We start from the raw sequence: 18,317 nt of genomic DNA on the forward strand, positions 1-18,317 counted from the left end.
TTTTTGAAAGCTTTATCCCTGTACTGTCAAAGGGATCACCATTTTTTCACATATTTCTCGTCATAGACCGTGCATATTTTTCCATCCCACGGAGATACTGAACTTTGTACAACAGCTCCTGTAGGGAGGGAAAAAAGTGTCCAGAAATAAAGTGGAAATCTGCGGAGTCGACACCTCCAAACTGCCTGTTCTGAAAAACGACGAGATGAGAAAATTATTCAGACAGCTGCAAGATGAAGGTGACGATACAGCAAGAGAAAAGCTAGTCAATGGCAATTTGCGGTTGGTTTTAAGTGTGATTCAGCGTTTTAACAACAGAGGCGAGTATGTTGATGATCTCTTCCAAGTAGGCTGTATCGGATTAATGAAATCAATTGATAATTTTGATTTAAGCCACAATGTCAGATTTTCAACTTATGCGGTCCCTATGATCATAGGAGAAATCCGTCGATACTTGCGCGATAACAACCCTATCCGGGTGTCTCGTTCACTAAGAGATATTGCCTATAAGGCGCTTCAAGTTCGTGAGAGACTAATTAGTGAGACAAGCAAGGAACCAACGGCAGAAGACATTGCCAAAGTGTTAGAAGTCCCTCATGAGGAAATTGTTTTTGCCCTAGATGCCATTCAAGATCCTGTTTCTTTGTTTGAACCGATTTATAATGACGGAGGAGATCCGATTTATGTGATGGATCAAATTAGTGATGAACGGAACAAAGATACACAATGGGTAGAAGAATTGGCCTTAAAAGAGGGAATGCGCAGATTGAATGATCGAGAAAAAATGATTCTTCGCAAACGCTTCTTCCAAGGTAAAACACAAATGGAAGTGGCAGAAGAAATCGGCATTTCTCAAGCACAAGTATCAAGGCTTGAAAAAGCAGCAATCAAACAAATGAATAAAAATATTTTTTAAAGCCGCCGCTAATGTGCGGCTTTTTTCATTCTTTTTAGAGAACCCATCTGTAGTATTGACTCTGTTATTTTTTTCATTTAATCTGTTTTTAACAAATGTTATTTAAAATATCATTTGTGAGGGAATAGAGAAGCGGAAAGAAGGGTTATTATGACATTCCATGATGAAAGAAGGCTGCTCATTAAGGTTGCGCATATGTACTATGAAGAAGGCGCCACTCAATCTAAAATTGCAGAAGCTGTTGGGGTTAGCCGTTCGCTCATATCGAAATATTTGGCAAAAGCACGTGAAGCAGGAATCGTGGAAATCATTATTCATGATGAAGTAAATCAACAATATGGTTCGTTAGAAAGAAAAATAGAGCGGAAATACGGGCTGCGAGAAGTCGTGTGTGTGGAATCTCTCAGTCAAGAAACAACAAAAAGTCGAATAGGAGCTGCGGCTGCGGGCTTTTTATTAAAAGTCATGAAGGATGGACAAGTCATCGGTTTTTCATCAGGGACAACCTTGCATGAAATGGCGAAAGCGCTTACGTCTGTTCAGCATTTTCCATCTGTGACATTTGTTCCGCTTGTCGGAGGCGTCGGAAATGAAGATGTTGATATTCATGCCAACTATATTATTGGAAGATGCTCAGAAGCACTCAAATCCAAATGTGAGTTTTTACATGTGCCTGTCATGCTTGATACGAAAGAAGCGAAAGATGTACTTATTAGACAGCCGTCGATCAAAAAAGTCATTGAATTAGGAGAATCATCAAATATCGCGGTCGTAGGAATAGGCGGGGTTCCGCAACATTCAACGATGGTGAAATCCTATATGACAAGTGGTGAGGAAGATATCCTGCAAGCGAAAGATGTCGCGGGTGACATTTGTTATAACTTTATTGATCATAAAGGTGAAGTGTATCCGCATCCGTGGAACGACCGGGTGATGGGGATCAGTCCTCTAAAACTGAAAGAGATCCCACTTGTGATTGGTGTCGCTGGAGGAGAAGAAAAAATTGAAGCGATCAGGGCAGCGTTAGAAGGTGGATTAATTCATGTGTTAATTACAGATGAACAAACCGGAGATGCCCTATTAAAGTAACTACCTAAGCCGATTAGGTAGTTTTTTTGAGTCTTTAGACTCAAAAAGATTGAGAATTTTATCGATTTTATCTTGACACAAAGTTGACACATCATATAAACTAAGTTCATAACAAATGATAAATAAAATAACAAATGTTACAAGAAACAGATTTTTGTTAATTTTTATAACATTTGTTAAAAGTTTCAGATTATTTTTCTAGCAATCTATTGTGAAGCAAGAAAACCTGAAAGGATGATTTAGATGTCAATTTATCAACAATTGTTAGCACGAGAACGCAGCGGAGATCCAATCAAAGTTGGGATTATCGGGGCAGGTCAAATGGGGTTTGGACTCATTTCACAAATTTCTAAAATTCCAGGCATGATTGTCGCAGGTGTTTGTGATATTCATCTTAGTGCAGCTGAGAAAGCAGCGAATTTTTACAAGCAACATGCGAAACCACATCAAATGGTCGTCACAAATGATTACAGAGAAGTGATTCAATCAGATTCTGTGGAAGTCGTTGTGGATGCAACAGGTGTTCCAGAGGTCGGAGCAAACATTTCTTTGGAAGCGCTTAATTCAAAAAAACATCTCGTTCTTTTAAATGTAGAAGTCGATATTACGATCGGCTTGGTCATGCATAAATTATTCACGAATGCAGGACTTGTTTACTCTGGATCAGCTGGAGATGAACCAGCAGCAACGCTAGAACTATACGAATTTGCAAAAACAATGGGGCTTGAAGTATTGGTTGCTGGGAAAGGTAAGAACAACCCATTCTTCCCAGAAGCAAACCCAGATACGTGTAAAGCTGAAGCAGATAGTAAACATATGAGTGCCCACATGCTGGCAGCATTCCAAGACGGAACAAAAACGATGGCAGAAATGAACCTATTAAGTAATGCAACAGGACTTTTGCCTGATAAGGTCGGGATGCATGGAGTAGAAGCGAATTTAGAAAATGTAGCAGATAAATTAAATCAAAAACAGCAAGGCGGCGTACTGGATAACTTCGGAGTCGTTGAATATGTAAATGGACTGGCACCAGGTGTCTTTGTCATCGTCAAGAGTGATCTTGAGCCAGTAGATGAAGAACTTCGCTACTTAAAAGTTGGAAAAGGTCCTCACTACACACTGTATCGTCCTTTCCACTTAGCAAGTCTTGAAACACCAGTGACGATCGCAAAAGCAGTCTTACAACACGATTCTTCAATCCATCCAATTGGTGTACCAGTATCAGAAACTGTCGCTGTGGCGAAAAGAGATATTAAAGCAGGAGAAACACTTGATGGTATTGGCGGATACTCCGTAAGAGGTGTACTTGAAACACATCAAGACATGAAAGCGAACGGCCACATCCCAATTGGCTTAATCAGCGGAAAAGTGGTAGCGAAAAAAGATATCAAATTGGGGCAATTCCTATCTCATGATGATGTAGAACTCGATGCAAGCACAACGGTCTGGAAGCTGCGTTCATTACAAGATCACTTATTTCAATCATAAGGACGTGAGGCTATGGAAAAATTAGCAATCGTACTTTGCATTATTCTGATTGTGCAGTATGGTTTATCGTTTATTCAAATCAAGTACTACCGCAAGAGCATGGATTCACTGATTGACGACTATAAAGGGAAACAAGGCTATCACTTGTTTTCAGGAATGGAGCGGCGCAAATTTGGTCCTGGAGCCATTGCGCTCATCATTGTCGATGAATCATACATCATCCAAAAGTGTCATGTGCTAGGCGGCGTCTCGATTTTGTCTAAATTTAAGGAACTGCCTTCCTATGAAGGAAAACATGTGGGGGCTGTGCTTGATGAGCATCACATGATGAAACAAACATTGAAAAAGCGCAAAAGGGGACCAGCTGTCATGCAAGCACTCTCCATGGCAGCGGAGCAGGCGCTTGTCTCGATTTCTAAAAAAAATATAACAAATGTGAACTAAGAAAGGGGAGATGAAACATGGAATGGATTCAATGGTTTGGAGAGCACTTTATCGGGATGTTTGAAGCCGGCGGAAAGCAGTTCATGGGTCTTGTGACAGGTATCGTTCCAACGCTTGTTGTGTTACTTACTTTCACTTATGCTGTCATGAAGTTTATTGGAGAAGAGCGAGTGAATAGAGCGATTCAGTTTGCAGCGAAATATACCATTTTGCGCTATACGTTAATGCCGATCTTATCCGTTCTTATTTTGACAAACCCAATGGCTTATACGTTTGGCCGCTTCTTACCTGAAAAACAAAAACCAGCATTCTATGATTCAGCTGTTTCATTTGTTCATCCGGTGACATCGCTGTTCCCGTATGCCAACGCAGGAGAACTGTTTGTCTACTTAGGAATTGCGAACGGGATTAAAGAAGCTGGATACTCTATGTCAGAGCTGGCTGTTCGTTACTTCTTAGTCGGGATCGTTGTCATTTTACTTCGCGGAATCATTACGGAATGGATCACAAAGTACTTAGCAGGAAAAATGAAAGCGAATTCACAATAGGGGAGGGTTAGACATGACAAACCACAAAGTATTTGTTGCAAAAGGTGCTGGCGGATGGGGAAAAGGATTAGAGCTTGAACCAACCGGTAAAAGAAGAAAGGTCGTTTCCATTACAGGAGGAGGCATTCACCCAGTTGCACGAAAAATTGCAGAAATGACAGGGACAGAAGCATGTGATGGCTTTAAAAATTCTATACCAGAAGATGAAATGATGTGTGTTGTCATTGACTGCGGAGGAACAGCGCGAATCGGACTTTATCCAATGAAACGCATTCCTACTGTCGATGTGCTGGCATCCTCTCCTTCTGGACCGCTTGCAAAACACATTACAGAGGATATCTTCGTATCAGGTGTCACAGAAAAAGATATTTCCTTTGCTGAAGCATCTGATAGTGAAGGGAATGTAGAAGGTCAAGAAAGCAGCGGCTCAATTGACAAAGAGAATTTCAAAGAAACCTATTCAAAACTGAAAGAGGAAAATATCGAGCGTCAAGAAAAAGGGAATTTCCTCATGAGATTCTCAAGAGGAATCGGAAAAGTAACCGGCACATTCTATCAAGCTGGTCGTGATTCTGTTGATATGCTCCTTAAAAACATTATTCCATTCATGGCCTTTGTCAGTATGTTAATTGGAATTATCAATTATACAAAAATCGGTGATCTGATTGCCCATTTCCTTTCACCTTTGGCAGGATCTTTATGGGGGCTCTTACTGCTCGTTGTTGTCTGTACCTTACCGTTCCTGTCGCCTGTCTTAGGACCTGGGGCAGTCATCGCACAAGTCATCGGTGTACTAATTGGTAGTCAAATTGCACTAGGAAACATTCCGCCTCAATTTGCTCTTCCAGCACTGTTTGCGATCAACGGTCAAGTAGGGTGTGACTTTATCCCGGTTGGGCTATCACTTGGTGAAGCGAAGCCGGAAACGGTACAATATGGGGTACCAGCTGTTTTGTATAGCCGTCTCATTACAGGCGTTCTATCTGTTGTGATCGCATACGTTGCCAGCTTCGGTATGTATTAAACGTATTAAAGGAGGAATCGAGATACATGGTAACACAATCTGTCGTAAAAGAAATTGGGATCTTAGTCCCGCAGTTTAAAGAAGATAAGCTGATTGTTTTATTTGGACCAGCAGCGCCGCAGGAATTAAGAGATATGTCTGTCATTCATGAGTTTGAACACTTAGAAGAAGAGCCGCTGAAATTAGGCGGAACGATTCAAGTGGGCGACCAAACTTATACCATTACTGCTTTAGGCAATAAAGCAAATGACAACTTTAAGGAACTCGGCCATATTTCGATCTACTTCCAAGAGCCGTTTGATGATGTATTACCGGGAGCTGTCTTTGCATCCCCGCATACGTTTCCTGACATTAAAGAGGGCGTACGAATTGAAATTTCGTAACCATGCAAAAAAGCTGTTCCTTAATAGGGAGCAGCTTTTTTGCGTTAGGTTTACTGAATGAAACATTTGCGATATGCTGTAGACGTTATTATTTGTATATTCAGAATTTTTATTCAGGGGGAAAAGATAGTGTCGCTTGACTTGAAGGATGTTTCTTTAAAACGAAATGGAAAATGGCTGCTTCGTTCTATTGACTGGCAGGTGAAAAACCAGGAACACTGGGTGCTTTATGGTTTAAATGGTGCTGGGAAAACGGCTTTATTAAATATGCTTTGCTCATATTATTTTCCAACGTCAGGTGAGATGACGGTGTTAGGCCATGTGTTTGGCAAGGAAGCGCTTGGTGAAAAACTAAGGAAGAAAATTGGTCTCATCTCTGCTGGTCTTGAAAAGAAGCTGCAGAGAGATGACAATGCATTTGAAATTGTTTTGAGCGGGGCATTTGCTTCGATCGGACTTTATGAAACACCGACAGATGAGATAAGAGAGAAGGCGATTGATTTATTAAAAACATTTGGCTCGTTTCAATATGCCAATCGCACGTATGAAACCCTGTCGCAAGGAGAGAAACAAAAAGTGCTCATCGCAAGAGCTTTAATGAATGATCCGAAGCTTCTGATCTTAGATGAACCTGTGACGGGTCTTGATTTTTTAGCAAGAGAACAGGTGCTAGAGACGATCTCATTGATTGCATCAAAGCCTGATGCGCCTACTTTGCTTTACACGACCCATCATGCAGAAGAGATTTTGCCTGTTTTTCAGCACACCCTATTATTAAAAGAGGGGTCTGTTTTTGATCAAGGGAAAACAAAAGAGATGATGACAAGTGACTTGCTTTCTTCCTTTTTTGAATGTCCAGTCGAAGTCATGTGGCAAAACGGCCGTCCTCACTTAAGTAAATTGTAGATAAGAGAAACTATTGGTCTGCTTCCCTGCTTTTCCATCATACATATTATAGTAGAAAACGAAAGGCGGGGAAGGACAGATGATCAGTATTTCTGAATTCCAAATCAAAGATGTTGTCGATGTGTCCAGCGGAAAAAAATTAGGTACTATTGGAGACATCGATATCAATGTCACAAGCGGTAAAATACAAGCGATTATCATTGGCGGTACAGGTAAAATGATGGGATTTTTCGGAAAAGAAGAGGAAATGATTGTCCCGTGGCGAAATATAGTAAAAATTGGCGAAGATGTGATACTTGTCCGTTTGTCTTCTTAATTTGTGTAAATTCCTCAACTAATAGATCAAATTTTCCTTAAAAACAACCTCTCCATTCTCAGCAATCAATGTCTTTTTCGGGTAAAAAGATTACGTTTTCATATCAATTTGAAAAAAAACCTGTAGAAAGGGCACATTTGAGTGTAATATTTAATGAATCCCACTAACTGTCTTAGCAGGTCTTGTGGTAAAATAGGAGCGATATAAAGAGAGATGAATGAAAGGTGGGAGGCAGCTTTGATAGACAAATTTGACCCCTTTCAGCAGAAATCACCTTATGCAATGCTGATTCATGATTGGACGAACATGACATGTTCTGGAAAAGAGATATTGGCCGGTTTTACGACAAAAAATGGCGGCTTTAGTCTTTCTCCATATCAATCAATGAACACTGGACTCCATGTAGGAGATGATGCTTCTAGTGTCCAAATGAATCGTCAAGTCATTGCAGATGCTACTGCTGTGCCGCTCTCTAATTGGGTGTTTGCTGACCAAACACACGAGGATCGCATCATGAAAGTCACGAAGGAACAAAAGGGAAGAGGAAGTCTTCAGTATGATGAAGCGCTCTCTAGAACAGATGGTTTATACACCTCTGAACCAAACATCATGCTCGCTCTTTGTTTCGCTGACTGTGTTCCGCTTTATTTTCTAGCTCCGCAATCTGGGCTGATTGGAACAGCTCATGCCGGCTGGAAAGGAACCGTCAAACAAATCGGCGCTAACATGGTTGATGCATGGGTTCGCCTAGAAGGCGCTGATGCCGATCATATACAAGTCGTCATTGGACCATCCATTGGCAGCTGCTGCTACATAGTAGATGATGTTGTCATAGATCAAGTGAAACAGCTTCCTTTTTCAACAGAGGATGTGTATTCCGAGATTTCACAAGGACAATACAAAATTGACTTAAAAACACTAAACAAAAACGTATTACTTCATGCAGGATTAAAAGAAGAAAACATACATGTCAGTTCGATGTGCACAAGTTGCAATGAGCAGCATTTCTTCTCACACCGGCGTGATCAAGGGAAAACAGGACGTATGATGTCTTTTGTCGGGTTTAAGGAGGCATAAGTGCAATTGAATGTACGAGAGAATCTCAGACAAATAAATGAACAAATCAACGAAGCATGTAAAAGAGCAGGTAGACATCCAGACGATGTATCGGTTGTCGCTGTCACAAAGTATGTCTCGATTGAACGAGCATTAGAAGCAAAGGATGCCGGAATTTTGCACTTTGGTGAAAATCGTGACCAAGGGTTACTTGAAAAACAGGCAGCCATAACCGATGAAAACATTAGCTGGCACTTCATCGGCAGTTTACAGACGCGAAAAGTGAAATCTGTCATTCAGACCATTGACTACTTACATTCGCTAGACAGAATGTCCCTTGCGAATGAAATTGAAAAAAGAGCGGATCACACGGTTCGCTGTTTTGTACAGGTGAACACATCACTTGAGGAGTCAAAACACGGCTTACAAAGCGAAGACGTGATTCCATTTGTCAAACAGCTCGCTGATTTCAAACATATTGAAATTGCTGGACTCATGACAATGGCTCCATTTACAGATGATCATACTGTGATACGAAACTGTTTTAAAACATTAAAAAGCCTTCAACAAGAGGTAAAACAACTGAACCAAGTAAATGCACCTTGTCAGCATTTATCGATGGGCATGTCAAACGATTTTGAAATCGCAATTGAAGAAGGTGCGACATTTGTTCGGATTGGCTCTTCACTTGTTGGAAATGAAACAGGAGGTGCGTGACATGAGCATAAAAAATAAGTTTAAAAGCTTCTTCACACTCGATGATGAAGAGTATGAGTACGAATATATTGATGAAGAAAGAGAACCAGCACAAGAAGAAAAAAACACAAAAGATAAAACAGCATTTCAAGAGCGTCCTCAGGCAGGAAAACAAAATGTCGTCAGCTTGCAAAGCGTGCAAAAATCCTCTAAAGTGGTGTTAAGTGAGCCACGTGTTTATGCAGAGGCTCAAGAGATTGCAGATCATATTAAAAATCGGCGTGCAGTCGTCGTCAATTTGCAGCGCATTCAGCACGATCAAGCAAAGCGAATCATCGACTTCTTAAGCGGAACGGTTTATGCAATCGGTGGAGACATTCAGCGTATTGGCTCGAATATATTCCTCTGCACACCTGATAATGTGGATGTATCTGGCACAATATCAGAGCTATTGACAGAGGAAGAACCTCAGAGGTGGTAAATCATAGTTATTCTAAATTTCATTTTTAATATTTTGGGTACGGTATTAACGATTTACTCATTCGCGATCATTATTTACATCTTTATGTCATGGGTGCCATCTGCAAGAGAAACAGCGATTGGCCGCTTCTTGACAAACATTTGCGAACCGTATTTAGAACCATTCCGTAAAATTATTCCGCCAATTGGCATGATTGACATCTCGCCGATTGTGGCATTGCTTGTGATTCGTTTCGCATCATCGTATGGACTAACTGGTCTTTATAATATGATTGTACGATTCATGTAAACAGGCTGCCGGGCTTGGCATCTGCCAGGCTCTTTTACATAAAAGGGGAACAAAATGAGCGATATTTATCAACATTTTAGAAAAGACGAACAGCCATTTGTCGACCAAGTATTAGGCTGGAAAAACATCGCACTCGATCAATATCGAATGAAATTAACAGACTTTCTTGATCCGCGTGAGCAGTTCATTACCCAGTCCGTGATTCAGCATTCTGATGAACTGGGTCTCATGTTTTTTGGCGGGTATGAGGAAGCGGAGCGAAAAAGGGCTTTGATCTATCCTGACTATTTAGCACCGACCATACAGGATTTTGAACTGACTTATTTTCAGGTGAACTATGCGAAAAAGTTTATTTCTATAGAACACCCCAACCTTCTCGGTTCGCTCATTGGGACAGGCCTGAAGCGTCAAAAATTCGGTGATTTGTTATTTTCAGAGGACAACGTGCAATTTATTTGTACAAGCGATGTTGCCGATTTTGTTCGGGCTCAGCTGACGCATGTCGGCAGAGCATCTGTTTCATTAGAGGAAATCAGCAAGGCAGATCTTCAGCCAGTCATCAGCAAAACCGATATCAAAGAAGATACGATTTCTTCACTGCGGCTTGACGCTGTATGTGCTGCTGTCAGCCGTCAGTCTCGGCAAAAAGCACAGCTTTTGGTCAAAAATGGTCTTGTCAAAGTAAACTGGAAAGTCACTGAAGACCCTTCCTTTACAATTGGTGAAGGTGATCAGCTCTCTGTCAGGGGATTTGGCCGCTTTAGCTTAAAAACAATTGATGGGAAGACGAAAAAAGATAAATTCAAAGTAACATTTGAGCTTCTGACATAACGAATTTGAATCTGGAGGTGGCAAAATTGCCATTAACACCTAATGATATTCATAATAAAACGTTCACAAAAAGTTTTCGCGGCTATGACGAAGATGAAGTAAATGAGTTTTTAAGCCAAGTACGTAAAGATTACGAGATCGTACTTCGCAAAAAGAACGAGCTTGAAGACAAAGTCAACGAGCTTGATGAAAGACTAGGCCATTTTGCAACAATTGAAGAAACATTAAACAAATCCATTCTTGTGGCGCAAGAAGCAGCAGAAGACGTGAAGCGTCATTCTGATAAAGAAGCGAAATTGATCATTCGTGAAGCTGAGAAAAATGCAGACCGTATTATCAACGAAGCGTTATCAAAATCAAGAAAGATTGCAATGGAAATCGAAGAGCTCAAGAAACAGTCGAAAGTCTTTAGAACTCGTTTCCAAATGCTCATCGAAGCTCAGCTTGATCTTCTGAAAAATGATGATTGGGATCATTTGCTGGAATATGAAGTTGACGCTGTCTTTGACGAAAAAGAATAAGCGCATCACCTTGACATGACGTGCTCATGTTGCATATAATACCATCATAAATTAACAAGAGATAAACGTTTGAAAGGGACACTCGCAGCGGTTACATGCGTAATAAAGCGAATCAGGGACGGTGGAAGCCTGACATTACGAAACGCTGCAATGAGATCACCCCTTTAGTTCCTTTTCTGAAATGAATGAGTAAGAAAAGGCGTCAGATCACGTTACGATTTTAGAGTGGATAAGCGGCAATTTCAAAGCGCTTGTCTAAAAGGGTGGTACCGCGAGACAAGCCTTCTCGTCCCTTATGGGATGAGAGGGCTTTTTTTATTGTTTTTTAATACGAATTTGCATGTGGAGGAATAGGTATGAACTACAAAGACACCTTATTAATGCCAAAAACAGAATTCCCGATGAGAGGGAACTTGCCGAACAAAGAGCCTGAAATCCAAGAGGAATGGGCAGAAAAAGACATCTATCAAATGGTTTTAGAGCGGACAAAAGGACGCCCAACCTTTATTTTGCATGATGGACCTCCATATGCGAATGGTGACATTCATATGGGGCACGCACTCAATAAAATCCTCAAAGATTTTATTGTCCGTTTTAAATCAATGAATGGATTCCATGCACCGTACGTACCGGGCTGGGATACACATGGCTTACCGATTGAAACAGCCCTTACGAAAAATAAAAAAGTCAAACGCAAAGAAATGTCGACAGCAGAATTCCGTAAACTATGTGAGGAGTATGCTTGGAAACAAATCGAAGGTCAGCGCAATCAGTTTAAACGTTTGGGCGTAAGAGCAGACTGGGATAATCCATATGTGACATTGAAGCCTGAATACGAAGCGCAGCAAATTCTTGTCTTTGGTGAAATGGCGAAAAGAGGCTATATTTACAAAGGTCTTAAGCCTGTTAACTGGTCTCCATCAAGTGAATCAGCACTTGCTGAAGCAGAAATTGAATACAAGGACAAACGTTCACCATCGATTTACGTATCATTTAAAGTGAAAGATGGCAAAGGCGTACTTGAAAACGGCGAGCAGTTCATCATCTGGACAACAACACCTTGGACACTTCCTGCAAACCTTGGCATTTGTGTACATCCAAACCTAGAGTACAGTGTGCTTCAAGTGGGTGCTGAGCGATATGTCATCGCATCTGAGCTAGTTGAACAAGTGGCAAAAACACTTGGCTTTGAAGAGTACGAAGTTGTGAAAACCTTAAAAGGTAAAGAATTAGATAAGGTCGTTGCAGCACATCCAATTTACGATAGAGATTCTCTTGTGATGCTTGGCGATCACGTCACAACAGATGCAGGAACAGGCTGTGTTCACACAGCGCCAGGTCACGGGGAAGATGACTTTATCGTAAGTATGAAGTACGGTCTTGATGTGTTATGTCCAGTAGATGAAAAAGGTGTGATGACAGAAGAAGCACCTGGTTTTGAAGGAATATTCTACGAGGATGCCAATAAAGCCATCACAGAACAGCTTGAAGCAAAAGGCGCATTGAAAAAGCTCGACTTTATCACGCACTCCTATCCGCATGACTGGAGAACGAAAAAACCAACAATTTATCGTGCAACTGCTCAGTGGTTTGCTTCCATTAAAGATTTCAGAGAAGCGCTATTAGATAATATTAAAGAAACGAAATGGGTTCCAGCTTGGGGCGAAACGCGCCTGTTCAATATGGTGCGTGACAGAGGTGACTGGTGCATTTCAAGACAGCGTGTATGGGGCGTTCCAATCCCAGTCTTCTATGCTGAAAATGGTGAGCCAATCATCACAGATGAAACGATTCAACACGTCTCTCAATTATTTAGAGAACATGGCTCGAATATTTGGTTTGAAAAAGAAGCAAAAGAATTATTGCCTGAAGGCTTTACACATCCAGGCAGCCCGAATGGTGAATTTACGAAAGAGCAAGATATCATGGATGTATGGTTTGATTCTGGTTCTTCTCACCAAGCGGTATTAGAAGAACGAGATGACCTGGTTCGTCCGGCAGACCTTTACCTTGAAGGTTCTGATCAATATCGCGGCTGGTTTAACTCATCTTTATCTACAGCAGTTGCAGTCACTGGAAAAGCGCCATATAAAGGTGTTCTCAGCCATGGCTTTACGCTTGATAAAGAAGGACGCAAGATGAGTAAATCATTAGGCAATACGATTGATCCGACGAAAGTGGCGAAGCAGCTTGGTGCGGAGATTCTTAGACTTTGGGTATCTTCTGTCAACTATCAAGCCGATCATCCAGTGTCTGACGACATTTTAAAACAAGTCGCAGAAGTTTATCGTAAAATCCGTAACACGTTCCGCTTCTTGCATGGTAACCTGTTTGACTTTGATCCAGCAGTCAATGCAGTACCAGTCGAAGAGCTTCGCGAAGTGGATCAGTATATCTTAATCAAATTAAACAAATTGATTGATAAAGTGAAAAAAGCTTATGATGATTACGAATTTGCGGTTGTCTATCATGCCATCCACAACTTCTGTACGATTGAGCTTAGCTCTTTCTATCTCGATTTTGCAAAAGATGTGGTATACATTGAGCATGCGGATCATCCAGACCGCCGCAGCATGCAAACGGTTTTCTATGAAACATTAATGGCGTTAGTGAAGCTAACAGCACCAATTCTTCCGCATACAGCAGATGAACTATGGAGCCACTTAAGCTTTGTTGAAGAGCCAAGTGTTCAGTTAACAGATATGCCAGAAGGTGTAGCTGTTCCTCAAGCAGAAGCGACAGAAGTGAAGTTTGACCGCTTTATGGAAGTACGTGACGATGTGCTAAAAGCGCTGGAAATTGCGCGTAATGAGAAAGTCATCGGACGTTCACTTGAAGCGAGTGTGACCCTTTATGCAACAGAGGAAGTGAAAAACCTTCTTGCATCCATTAAAGAAGATGTGAAGCAGCTCTTTATCATTTCTGAGTTAACAGTAGAAGATGAGAAGCATGCAGACGCATCAGCGCCTGAATACACATCAGGACGTATTGTTGTTCAAAAAGCAGAAGGCGAACTGTGCGAACGTTCCCGCATTATTTCAAAAGATGTTGGCGCAAATCCAAAATACCCAACATTGTCGCTCAAAAATGCTGAAATCGTGGAGAAATATTACCAGAATTAACAGCGTGATATCACCAACTAGCGCCCCGCATATAGCGGGGCGTTTTTGATATAGAGAAAATGACAGCGTTTAGAACGAAAGGAAAAATCTTATGGCTTTAAAGTGAACAGGCGGGGCAACAATATGATTATCACGACAGGGCAGGAGTTGAAACAGCGACATGAATGGCGATCTAGAGACGATTTACATGGAACTCCTTCAAATGAGAGAAGAACTGCAATCGAAACTGTTTGAATATGCATCATTGCGTTCACCCGCTGAACATGTCACGTTCGATCAAGCAAAAACGACCACGCTTCTTTATCACATTAAAGAAGAACTGCAAGATGTTTCGCTCGCGATTGCAAAAATTGAACAAGGAACTTATGGCATATGCGAGGCGACAGGGCATACAATGCCTATTGAACAAATGAGTATTCTTCCGACTGCTCGTACGACTGACGACTTTTTATATCATAAGCAATACGAGAAAAAAGCATTCACCCCTTATCCTTATGAATCAAACGATTCTCATTTTGAAGCCTTCCACATGTAGGGAGGTTTTTGTCTGTCAACTAAAGTTTCTTTACTCCATCCTGTTTTCTTGATAAAATGCATAAAGACCAAAGTATGAAGATGGAGGAACGTGTGTGTTCTATTACATAATCGCATTCGTGATAATTTGTTTAGATCAATTAACAAAATGGCTCATTGTCAAACATATGATGCTCGGTGATTCTATTCCTGTGATTGATGGCTTCTTTTACATCACATCCCACCGAAATTCAGGAGCCGCATGGGGGATTCTCCAAGGACAAATGTGGTTTTTCTATGTGATCACACTCGTTGTTATTGCAGGAATTGTTTATTATTTGCAAAAACATGGACAAAAGGACAAGCTACTTGGCGTAGCGCTTGCCTTAATGCTTGGCGGAGCAATTGGAAACTTTATTGACCGTATTTTCCGTCAAGAAGTGGTTGATTTTGCTCATTTCGTATTTGGGGATTATCATTATCCAATCTTTAATATCGCAGATTCCTCTCTATGTGTGGGGGTCATTCTGCTCTTTATTCAAATGCTGTTAGATGGAAAGAAAAATAAGGAGTCAACTACATGAATCAAGTAAACATTGCCGTTTCAGAAGAACAAACGAGTGAACGGCTTGATAAATTTTTAAGCACAACTGAACCAGAATGGTCAAGAACCCAAGTCCAGCAGTGGGTGAAAGATGGGCTCATCGAAGTAAATGGAAAACAAGTGAAGGCCAATTATAAAGTACAAGCTGGAGATCAAATCAAAGTAGAAATTCCAGATCCAGAAGCACTAGATGTAGAAGCGGAATCAATGGATCTTGATATTTATTATGAGGATGAAGATGTACTAGTGGTTAATAAACCAAGAGGAATGGTCGTTCATCCAGCACCAGGACATGTGACAGGTACTCTTGTCAATGGCCTCATGGCTCATTGCAATGATTTGTCAGGCATTAATGGTGTGATGAGACCAGGAATTGTCCACCGGATTGATAAAGATACGTCAGGGCTTTTAATGGTCGCAAAAAATGATATGGCGCATGAATCACTCGTCAATCAGCTGGTGGCGAAAACGGTCACTAGAAAATACACAGCCGTTGTTCATGGCATCATTCAGCATGATACTGGAACGATTGATGCACCAATTGGTCGAGACAAAAAAGATCGCCAAAGCATGACGGTCACAAAAGAAAATGCAAAGCAGGCGGTCACTCATTTTGATGTGATGGAGCGCTTTAAAGACTTTACCGTTGTAGAATGCCGCCTTGAAACAGGAAGAACCCACCAAATTCGTGTTCATATGAAATACATTGGCTATCCGCTTGCAGGAGATCCAAAATATGGCCCGAGAAAAACTGTTGATTTCAATGGACAACTGCTGCATGCAGGCGTGTTAGGATTTGATCACCCTAGAACAGGAGAATATATGGAGTTTACAGCTCCAATTCCAGCTGATATGCAAGCTTTTATCGATTCATTAAGAAATAACGATTGACAGGCCGTTCTTTTTTTGAAATAATAAACGAAGAAATTGAGATTCTTTAAAACAGTCCAGAGAGGCTGAGAAGGATAACGGATCAATTTGTGCACGAGTATGCACAAATGAGCGCCCCTCTCTGCCCTTTGCAGAAGGGGCTTTTTATTTGTCAAAAAGAGGTGTAAAAGATGGAACAAAAAGCAGTTATTCTTGATGAACAAGCGATAAGACGAGCGCTTACCCGTATTGCACATGAAATGATTGAGCGCAACAAAGGGATGAAGGATGTCATCTTGGCCGGGATCAAGACAAGAGGTATTCATCTTGCAAAGCGCCTTGCAGAGCGCATCGAGCAAATAGAAGGAAACCCCGTGACTGTGGGTGAACTGGATATTACGCTATACCGTGATGACCTGACAAAAAAGACAGAGAATCAAGACCCGCTTGTCAAGGGTGCAGACATTCCAGCTGACATTAATGACAAAACACTCATTGTCGTGGATGATGTGCTGTTCACAGGCAGAACGGTGAGAGCAGCAATGGATGCGCTTGTGGATGTAGGAAGACCATCTTCCATTCAGCTGGCTGTTCTAGTCGACCGGGGACACCGGGAGCTGCCGATTCGGGCAGATTATATCGGAAAAAACATCCCGACATCAAAAGCAGAGACAGTCATGGTTCAGCTTAATGAAGTAGATCAAAACGACCTTGTCGCTATATATGAAAAATAACCTTTTTAAATGCATTCCAGAGAGTTTGCAAAGAGGGCAATAACAGAGACACCGAGCACACGACTAAAGTGACGTGTACGGTTTTTCTAGGCCTCTTTGCGCATACTCGCAAAGAGGCTTTTTTAATGAAAAAGGACACATCTAGGAGGAAAATCATGAGTCAGCAAAAAGCCAATTTAGGCATTCGAGATATCCCAAAACCGTTCACATGGCTGTCACTCAGCCTGCAGCACTTGTTTGCCATGTTTGGTGCAACCATTCTTGTACCAAAGATCATTGATATGAGCCCAGCCGTTGCGCTCATCTCAAGCGGGGTTGGAACCATTGTGTACTTAATCATCACAAGAGGACAGATTCCGGCGTATCTTGGATCGTCCTTTGCCTTTATCGCCCCTATCTTGAATGTAAAAGCCACCGGCGGCCCTGGAGCCGCAATGGTAGGTGCCTTTATGGCGGGTGTGGCATATGCACTCATCGCATTATTTATCAAATGGCTCGGCACAGGCTGGTTAATGAAGCTTCTGCCGCCTGTCGTTGTAGGCCCCGTCATTATGGTCATCGGACTCGGACTCGCTGGAACAGCTGTTAACATGGCGATGTACGTGGATCCAAATGCAAAGGAGCTTGTTTACAGCCTGAAGCATTTAATGGTTGCAGGCTTCACGCTCGCTGTCACCATTATTAGTATGATCTTCCTAAGAGGATTCCTTAGCTTGATTCCAGTCTTAATCGGCATTATCAGCGGCTACCTTTTTGCTTTAACACAAGGCATTGTGAACTTCCAGCCGGTCATTGACGCAAAATGGTTTGCTGTACCAGACTTTGTTGTGCCATTTGTCGACTATACACCTGCTGTGACCTTAAGCATTCTCACAGTAATGGTGCCGGTTGCCTTTGTGACCATGTCTGAGCACATCGGCCATCAAGTCGTGTTAAGCAAAGTTGTTGGACAAGATTTTATTAAAAAGCCAGGTCTTCATCGCTCCATTTTAGGAGACAGTGCGGCGACAATCTTCGCTTCACTCATCGGCGGACCTCCAACAACGACTTATGGAGAGAACATTGGCGTCCTTGCGATCACAAGAGTGTTCAGTATCTTCGTCATCGGCGGAGCAGCGGTGTTTGCGATCTGCTTCGGCTTTGTTGGGAAAATTTCAGCATTAATCAGTACAGTACCGTCCGCGGTTATGGGGGGCGTTTCGTTCCTGCTCTTTGGAATCATAGCCTCAAGCGGACTGCGAATCCTGATTGATCATAAAGTGAATTTTGAAGAAAAGCGCAATCTCATTATCGCATCAGTCATCTTAGTCATTGGAATTGGCGGGGCATTCATTGAGGTGAAACAAATCAATCTGACGCTGTCAGGAATGGCACTCGCTGCCATTACTGGCGTCCTGTTAAACCTGATTCTGCCGCATCAGAAGGCAGAAGATGATGAGTCAAATGAATCGAATACTGAAAACCTTTTAAAAGAAGTCCAGTGAGGC

21 protein-coding genes and 1 other annotated feature are annotated in these 18,317 nt (G+C 41.7%); all 21 genes read left to right on the forward strand.

Annotated elements, in window-relative coordinates; translation table 11 throughout:
• The first annotated feature begins 136 nt into the window (after positions 1-136).
• Positions 137-916, forward strand: coding sequence for an RNA polymerase sporulation sigma factor SigG (sigG, locus tag ACTJJD_RS05365; RefSeq protein WP_003211879.1), 780 nt, complete (start codon positions 137-139; stop codon positions 914-916).
• A 150-nt stretch (positions 917-1,066) separates the two neighbouring features.
• Positions 1,067-2,005 (forward strand): sugar-binding transcriptional regulator, encoded by a 939-nt coding sequence (locus ACTJJD_RS05370; RefSeq protein ID WP_024720314.1) that lies wholly within the window; start codon positions 1,067-1,069, stop codon positions 2,003-2,005.
• A 243-nt stretch (positions 2,006-2,248) separates the two neighbouring features.
• Positions 2,249-3,493: an NAD(P)H-dependent oxidoreductase gene (locus ACTJJD_RS05375; protein ID WP_007499740.1), complete on the forward strand. Its 1,245-nt coding sequence runs from the start codon at positions 2,249-2,251 to the stop codon at positions 3,491-3,493.
• Between the two features lie 12 nt (positions 3,494-3,505).
• Positions 3,506-3,937 carry a transcriptional regulator GutM gene (locus ACTJJD_RS05380; RefSeq protein WP_008354650.1) on the forward strand — a complete coding sequence of 144 codons (432 nt, stop codon included), beginning with the start codon at positions 3,506-3,508 and terminating at the stop codon, positions 3,935-3,937.
• Between the two features lie 17 nt (positions 3,938-3,954).
• Complete coding sequence (srlA, locus tag ACTJJD_RS05385; RefSeq protein WP_003210918.1) at positions 3,955-4,485, forward strand: PTS glucitol/sorbitol transporter subunit IIC; 531 nt, start codon at positions 3,955-3,957, stop codon at positions 4,483-4,485.
• A gap of 13 nt (positions 4,486-4,498) precedes the next feature.
• Positions 4,499-5,509 (forward strand): PTS glucitol/sorbitol transporter subunit IIB, encoded by a 1,011-nt coding sequence (gene srlE, locus ACTJJD_RS05390; protein ID WP_440599974.1) that lies wholly within the window; start codon positions 4,499-4,501, stop codon positions 5,507-5,509.
• A 26-nt stretch (positions 5,510-5,535) separates the two neighbouring features.
• Positions 5,536-5,892, forward strand: coding sequence for a PTS glucitol/sorbitol transporter subunit IIA (locus ACTJJD_RS05395; RefSeq protein ID WP_007499733.1), 357 nt, complete (start codon positions 5,536-5,538; stop codon positions 5,890-5,892).
• 129 nt (positions 5,893-6,021) lie between these two features.
• Positions 6,022-6,798 (forward strand): ABC transporter ATP-binding protein, encoded by a 777-nt coding sequence (locus tag ACTJJD_RS05400; protein WP_440608165.1) that lies wholly within the window; start codon positions 6,022-6,024, stop codon positions 6,796-6,798.
• 79 nt (positions 6,799-6,877) lie between these two features.
• Positions 6,878-7,114, forward strand: a complete 237-nt coding sequence (locus ACTJJD_RS05405; protein ID WP_008344958.1) for a YlmC/YmxH family sporulation protein — start codon at positions 6,878-6,880, stop codon at positions 7,112-7,114.
• A 213-nt stretch (positions 7,115-7,327) separates the two neighbouring features.
• Positions 7,328-8,191, forward strand: coding sequence for a peptidoglycan editing factor PgeF (gene pgeF / locus ACTJJD_RS05410; protein WP_440608166.1), 864 nt, complete (start codon positions 7,328-7,330; stop codon positions 8,189-8,191).
• Between the two features lie 6 nt (positions 8,192-8,197).
• Complete coding sequence (locus ACTJJD_RS05415) at positions 8,198-8,887, forward strand: YggS family pyridoxal phosphate-dependent enzyme (RefSeq protein WP_026050091.1); 690 nt, start codon at positions 8,198-8,200, stop codon at positions 8,885-8,887.
• Position 8,888: 1 nt separating this feature from the next.
• Positions 8,889-9,347 (forward strand): cell division protein SepF, encoded by a 459-nt coding sequence (sepF, locus tag ACTJJD_RS05420; RefSeq protein WP_216942286.1) that lies wholly within the window; start codon positions 8,889-8,891, stop codon positions 9,345-9,347.
• 9 nt (positions 9,348-9,356) lie between these two features.
• On the forward strand, positions 9,357-9,635 hold the full coding sequence (locus ACTJJD_RS05425) for a YggT family protein (RefSeq protein WP_370539204.1): 279 nt from the start codon (positions 9,357-9,359) through the stop codon (positions 9,633-9,635).
• Between the two features lie 54 nt (positions 9,636-9,689).
• Positions 9,690-10,466: an RNA-binding protein gene (locus tag ACTJJD_RS05430; protein WP_017367204.1), complete on the forward strand. Its 777-nt coding sequence runs from the start codon at positions 9,690-9,692 to the stop codon at positions 10,464-10,466.
• 26 nt (positions 10,467-10,492) lie between these two features.
• Complete coding sequence (locus tag ACTJJD_RS05435; protein WP_008344947.1) at positions 10,493-10,987, forward strand: DivIVA domain-containing protein; 495 nt, start codon at positions 10,493-10,495, stop codon at positions 10,985-10,987.
• 59 nt (positions 10,988-11,046) lie between these two features.
• Positions 11,047-11,284 (forward strand) — a binding site (T-box leader).
• 59 nt (positions 11,285-11,343) lie between these two features.
• On the forward strand, positions 11,344-14,109 hold the full coding sequence (ileS, locus tag ACTJJD_RS05440) for an isoleucine--tRNA ligase (RefSeq protein WP_159145664.1): 2,766 nt from the start codon (positions 11,344-11,346) through the stop codon (positions 14,107-14,109).
• Between the two features lie 160 nt (positions 14,110-14,269).
• The gene (locus tag ACTJJD_RS05445) at positions 14,270-14,644 is read left to right on the forward strand and encodes a TraR/DksA family transcriptional regulator (protein ID WP_008344944.1); all 375 of its coding nucleotides are present in this window, start codon (positions 14,270-14,272) and stop codon (positions 14,642-14,644) included.
• 94 nt (positions 14,645-14,738) lie between these two features.
• The gene (lspA, locus tag ACTJJD_RS05450; protein ID WP_008344942.1) at positions 14,739-15,206 is read left to right on the forward strand and encodes a signal peptidase II; all 468 of its coding nucleotides are present in this window, start codon (positions 14,739-14,741) and stop codon (positions 15,204-15,206) included.
• Complete coding sequence (locus ACTJJD_RS05455) at positions 15,203-16,117, forward strand: RluA family pseudouridine synthase (RefSeq protein ID WP_024720321.1); 915 nt, start codon at positions 15,203-15,205, stop codon at positions 16,115-16,117. Before lspA ends, ACTJJD_RS05455 begins: the two co-directional genes overlap by 4 nt.
• Positions 16,118-16,287: 170 nt before the next feature.
• Entirely contained in the window at positions 16,288-16,830 is a 543-nt protein-coding gene (gene pyrR / locus ACTJJD_RS05460; RefSeq protein ID WP_007499718.1) for a bifunctional pyr operon transcriptional regulator/uracil phosphoribosyltransferase PyrR, read from the forward strand.
• A gap of 155 nt (positions 16,831-16,985) precedes the next feature.
• The gene (locus ACTJJD_RS05465; protein WP_045034243.1) at positions 16,986-18,314 is read left to right on the forward strand and encodes a uracil-xanthine permease family protein; all 1,329 of its coding nucleotides are present in this window, start codon (positions 16,986-16,988) and stop codon (positions 18,312-18,314) included.
• Positions 18,315-18,317 lie beyond the last annotated feature (3 nt).

The sequence above is a fragment of the Bacillus sp. 22446 genome (assembly GCF_052044955.1).
Classification (GTDB): domain Bacteria; phylum Bacillota; class Bacilli; order Bacillales; family Bacillaceae; genus Bacillus; species Bacillus altitudinis.

Coding starts and splice junctions, on each gene's coding strand:
- pgeF (WP_440608166.1), top strand. CDS start 7,328: ATGAATGAAAGGTGGGAGGCAGCTTTGATAGACAAATTTGACCCCTTT.
- ACTJJD_RS05465 (WP_045034243.1), top strand. CDS start 16,986: ATGAGTCAGCAAAAAGCCAATTTAGGCATTCGAGATATCCCAAAACCG.
- srlE (WP_440599974.1), top strand. CDS start 4,499: ATGACAAACCACAAAGTATTTGTTGCAAAAGGTGCTGGCGGATGGGGA.
- ACTJJD_RS05455 (WP_024720321.1), top strand. CDS start 15,203: ATGAATCAAGTAAACATTGCCGTTTCAGAAGAACAAACGAGTGAACGG.
- ACTJJD_RS05375 (WP_007499740.1), top strand. CDS start 2,249: ATGTCAATTTATCAACAATTGTTAGCACGAGAACGCAGCGGAGATCCA.
- ileS (WP_159145664.1), top strand. CDS start 11,344: ATGAACTACAAAGACACCTTATTAATGCCAAAAACAGAATTCCCGATG.
- ACTJJD_RS05370 (WP_024720314.1), top strand. CDS start 1,067: ATGACATTCCATGATGAAAGAAGGCTGCTCATTAAGGTTGCGCATATG.
- sepF (WP_216942286.1), top strand. CDS start 8,889: ATGAGCATAAAAAATAAGTTTAAAAGCTTCTTCACACTCGATGATGAA.
- ACTJJD_RS05405 (WP_008344958.1), top strand. CDS start 6,878: ATGATCAGTATTTCTGAATTCCAAATCAAAGATGTTGTCGATGTGTCC.
- srlA (WP_003210918.1), top strand. CDS start 3,955: ATGGAATGGATTCAATGGTTTGGAGAGCACTTTATCGGGATGTTTGAA.
- pyrR (WP_007499718.1), top strand. CDS start 16,288: ATGGAACAAAAAGCAGTTATTCTTGATGAACAAGCGATAAGACGAGCG.
- ACTJJD_RS05380 (WP_008354650.1), top strand. CDS start 3,506: ATGGAAAAATTAGCAATCGTACTTTGCATTATTCTGATTGTGCAGTAT.
- ACTJJD_RS05395 (WP_007499733.1), top strand. CDS start 5,536: ATGGTAACACAATCTGTCGTAAAAGAAATTGGGATCTTAGTCCCGCAG.
- ACTJJD_RS05445 (WP_008344944.1), top strand. CDS start 14,270: ATGAATGGCGATCTAGAGACGATTTACATGGAACTCCTTCAAATGAGA.
- ACTJJD_RS05430 (WP_017367204.1), top strand. CDS start 9,690: ATGAGCGATATTTATCAACATTTTAGAAAAGACGAACAGCCATTTGTC.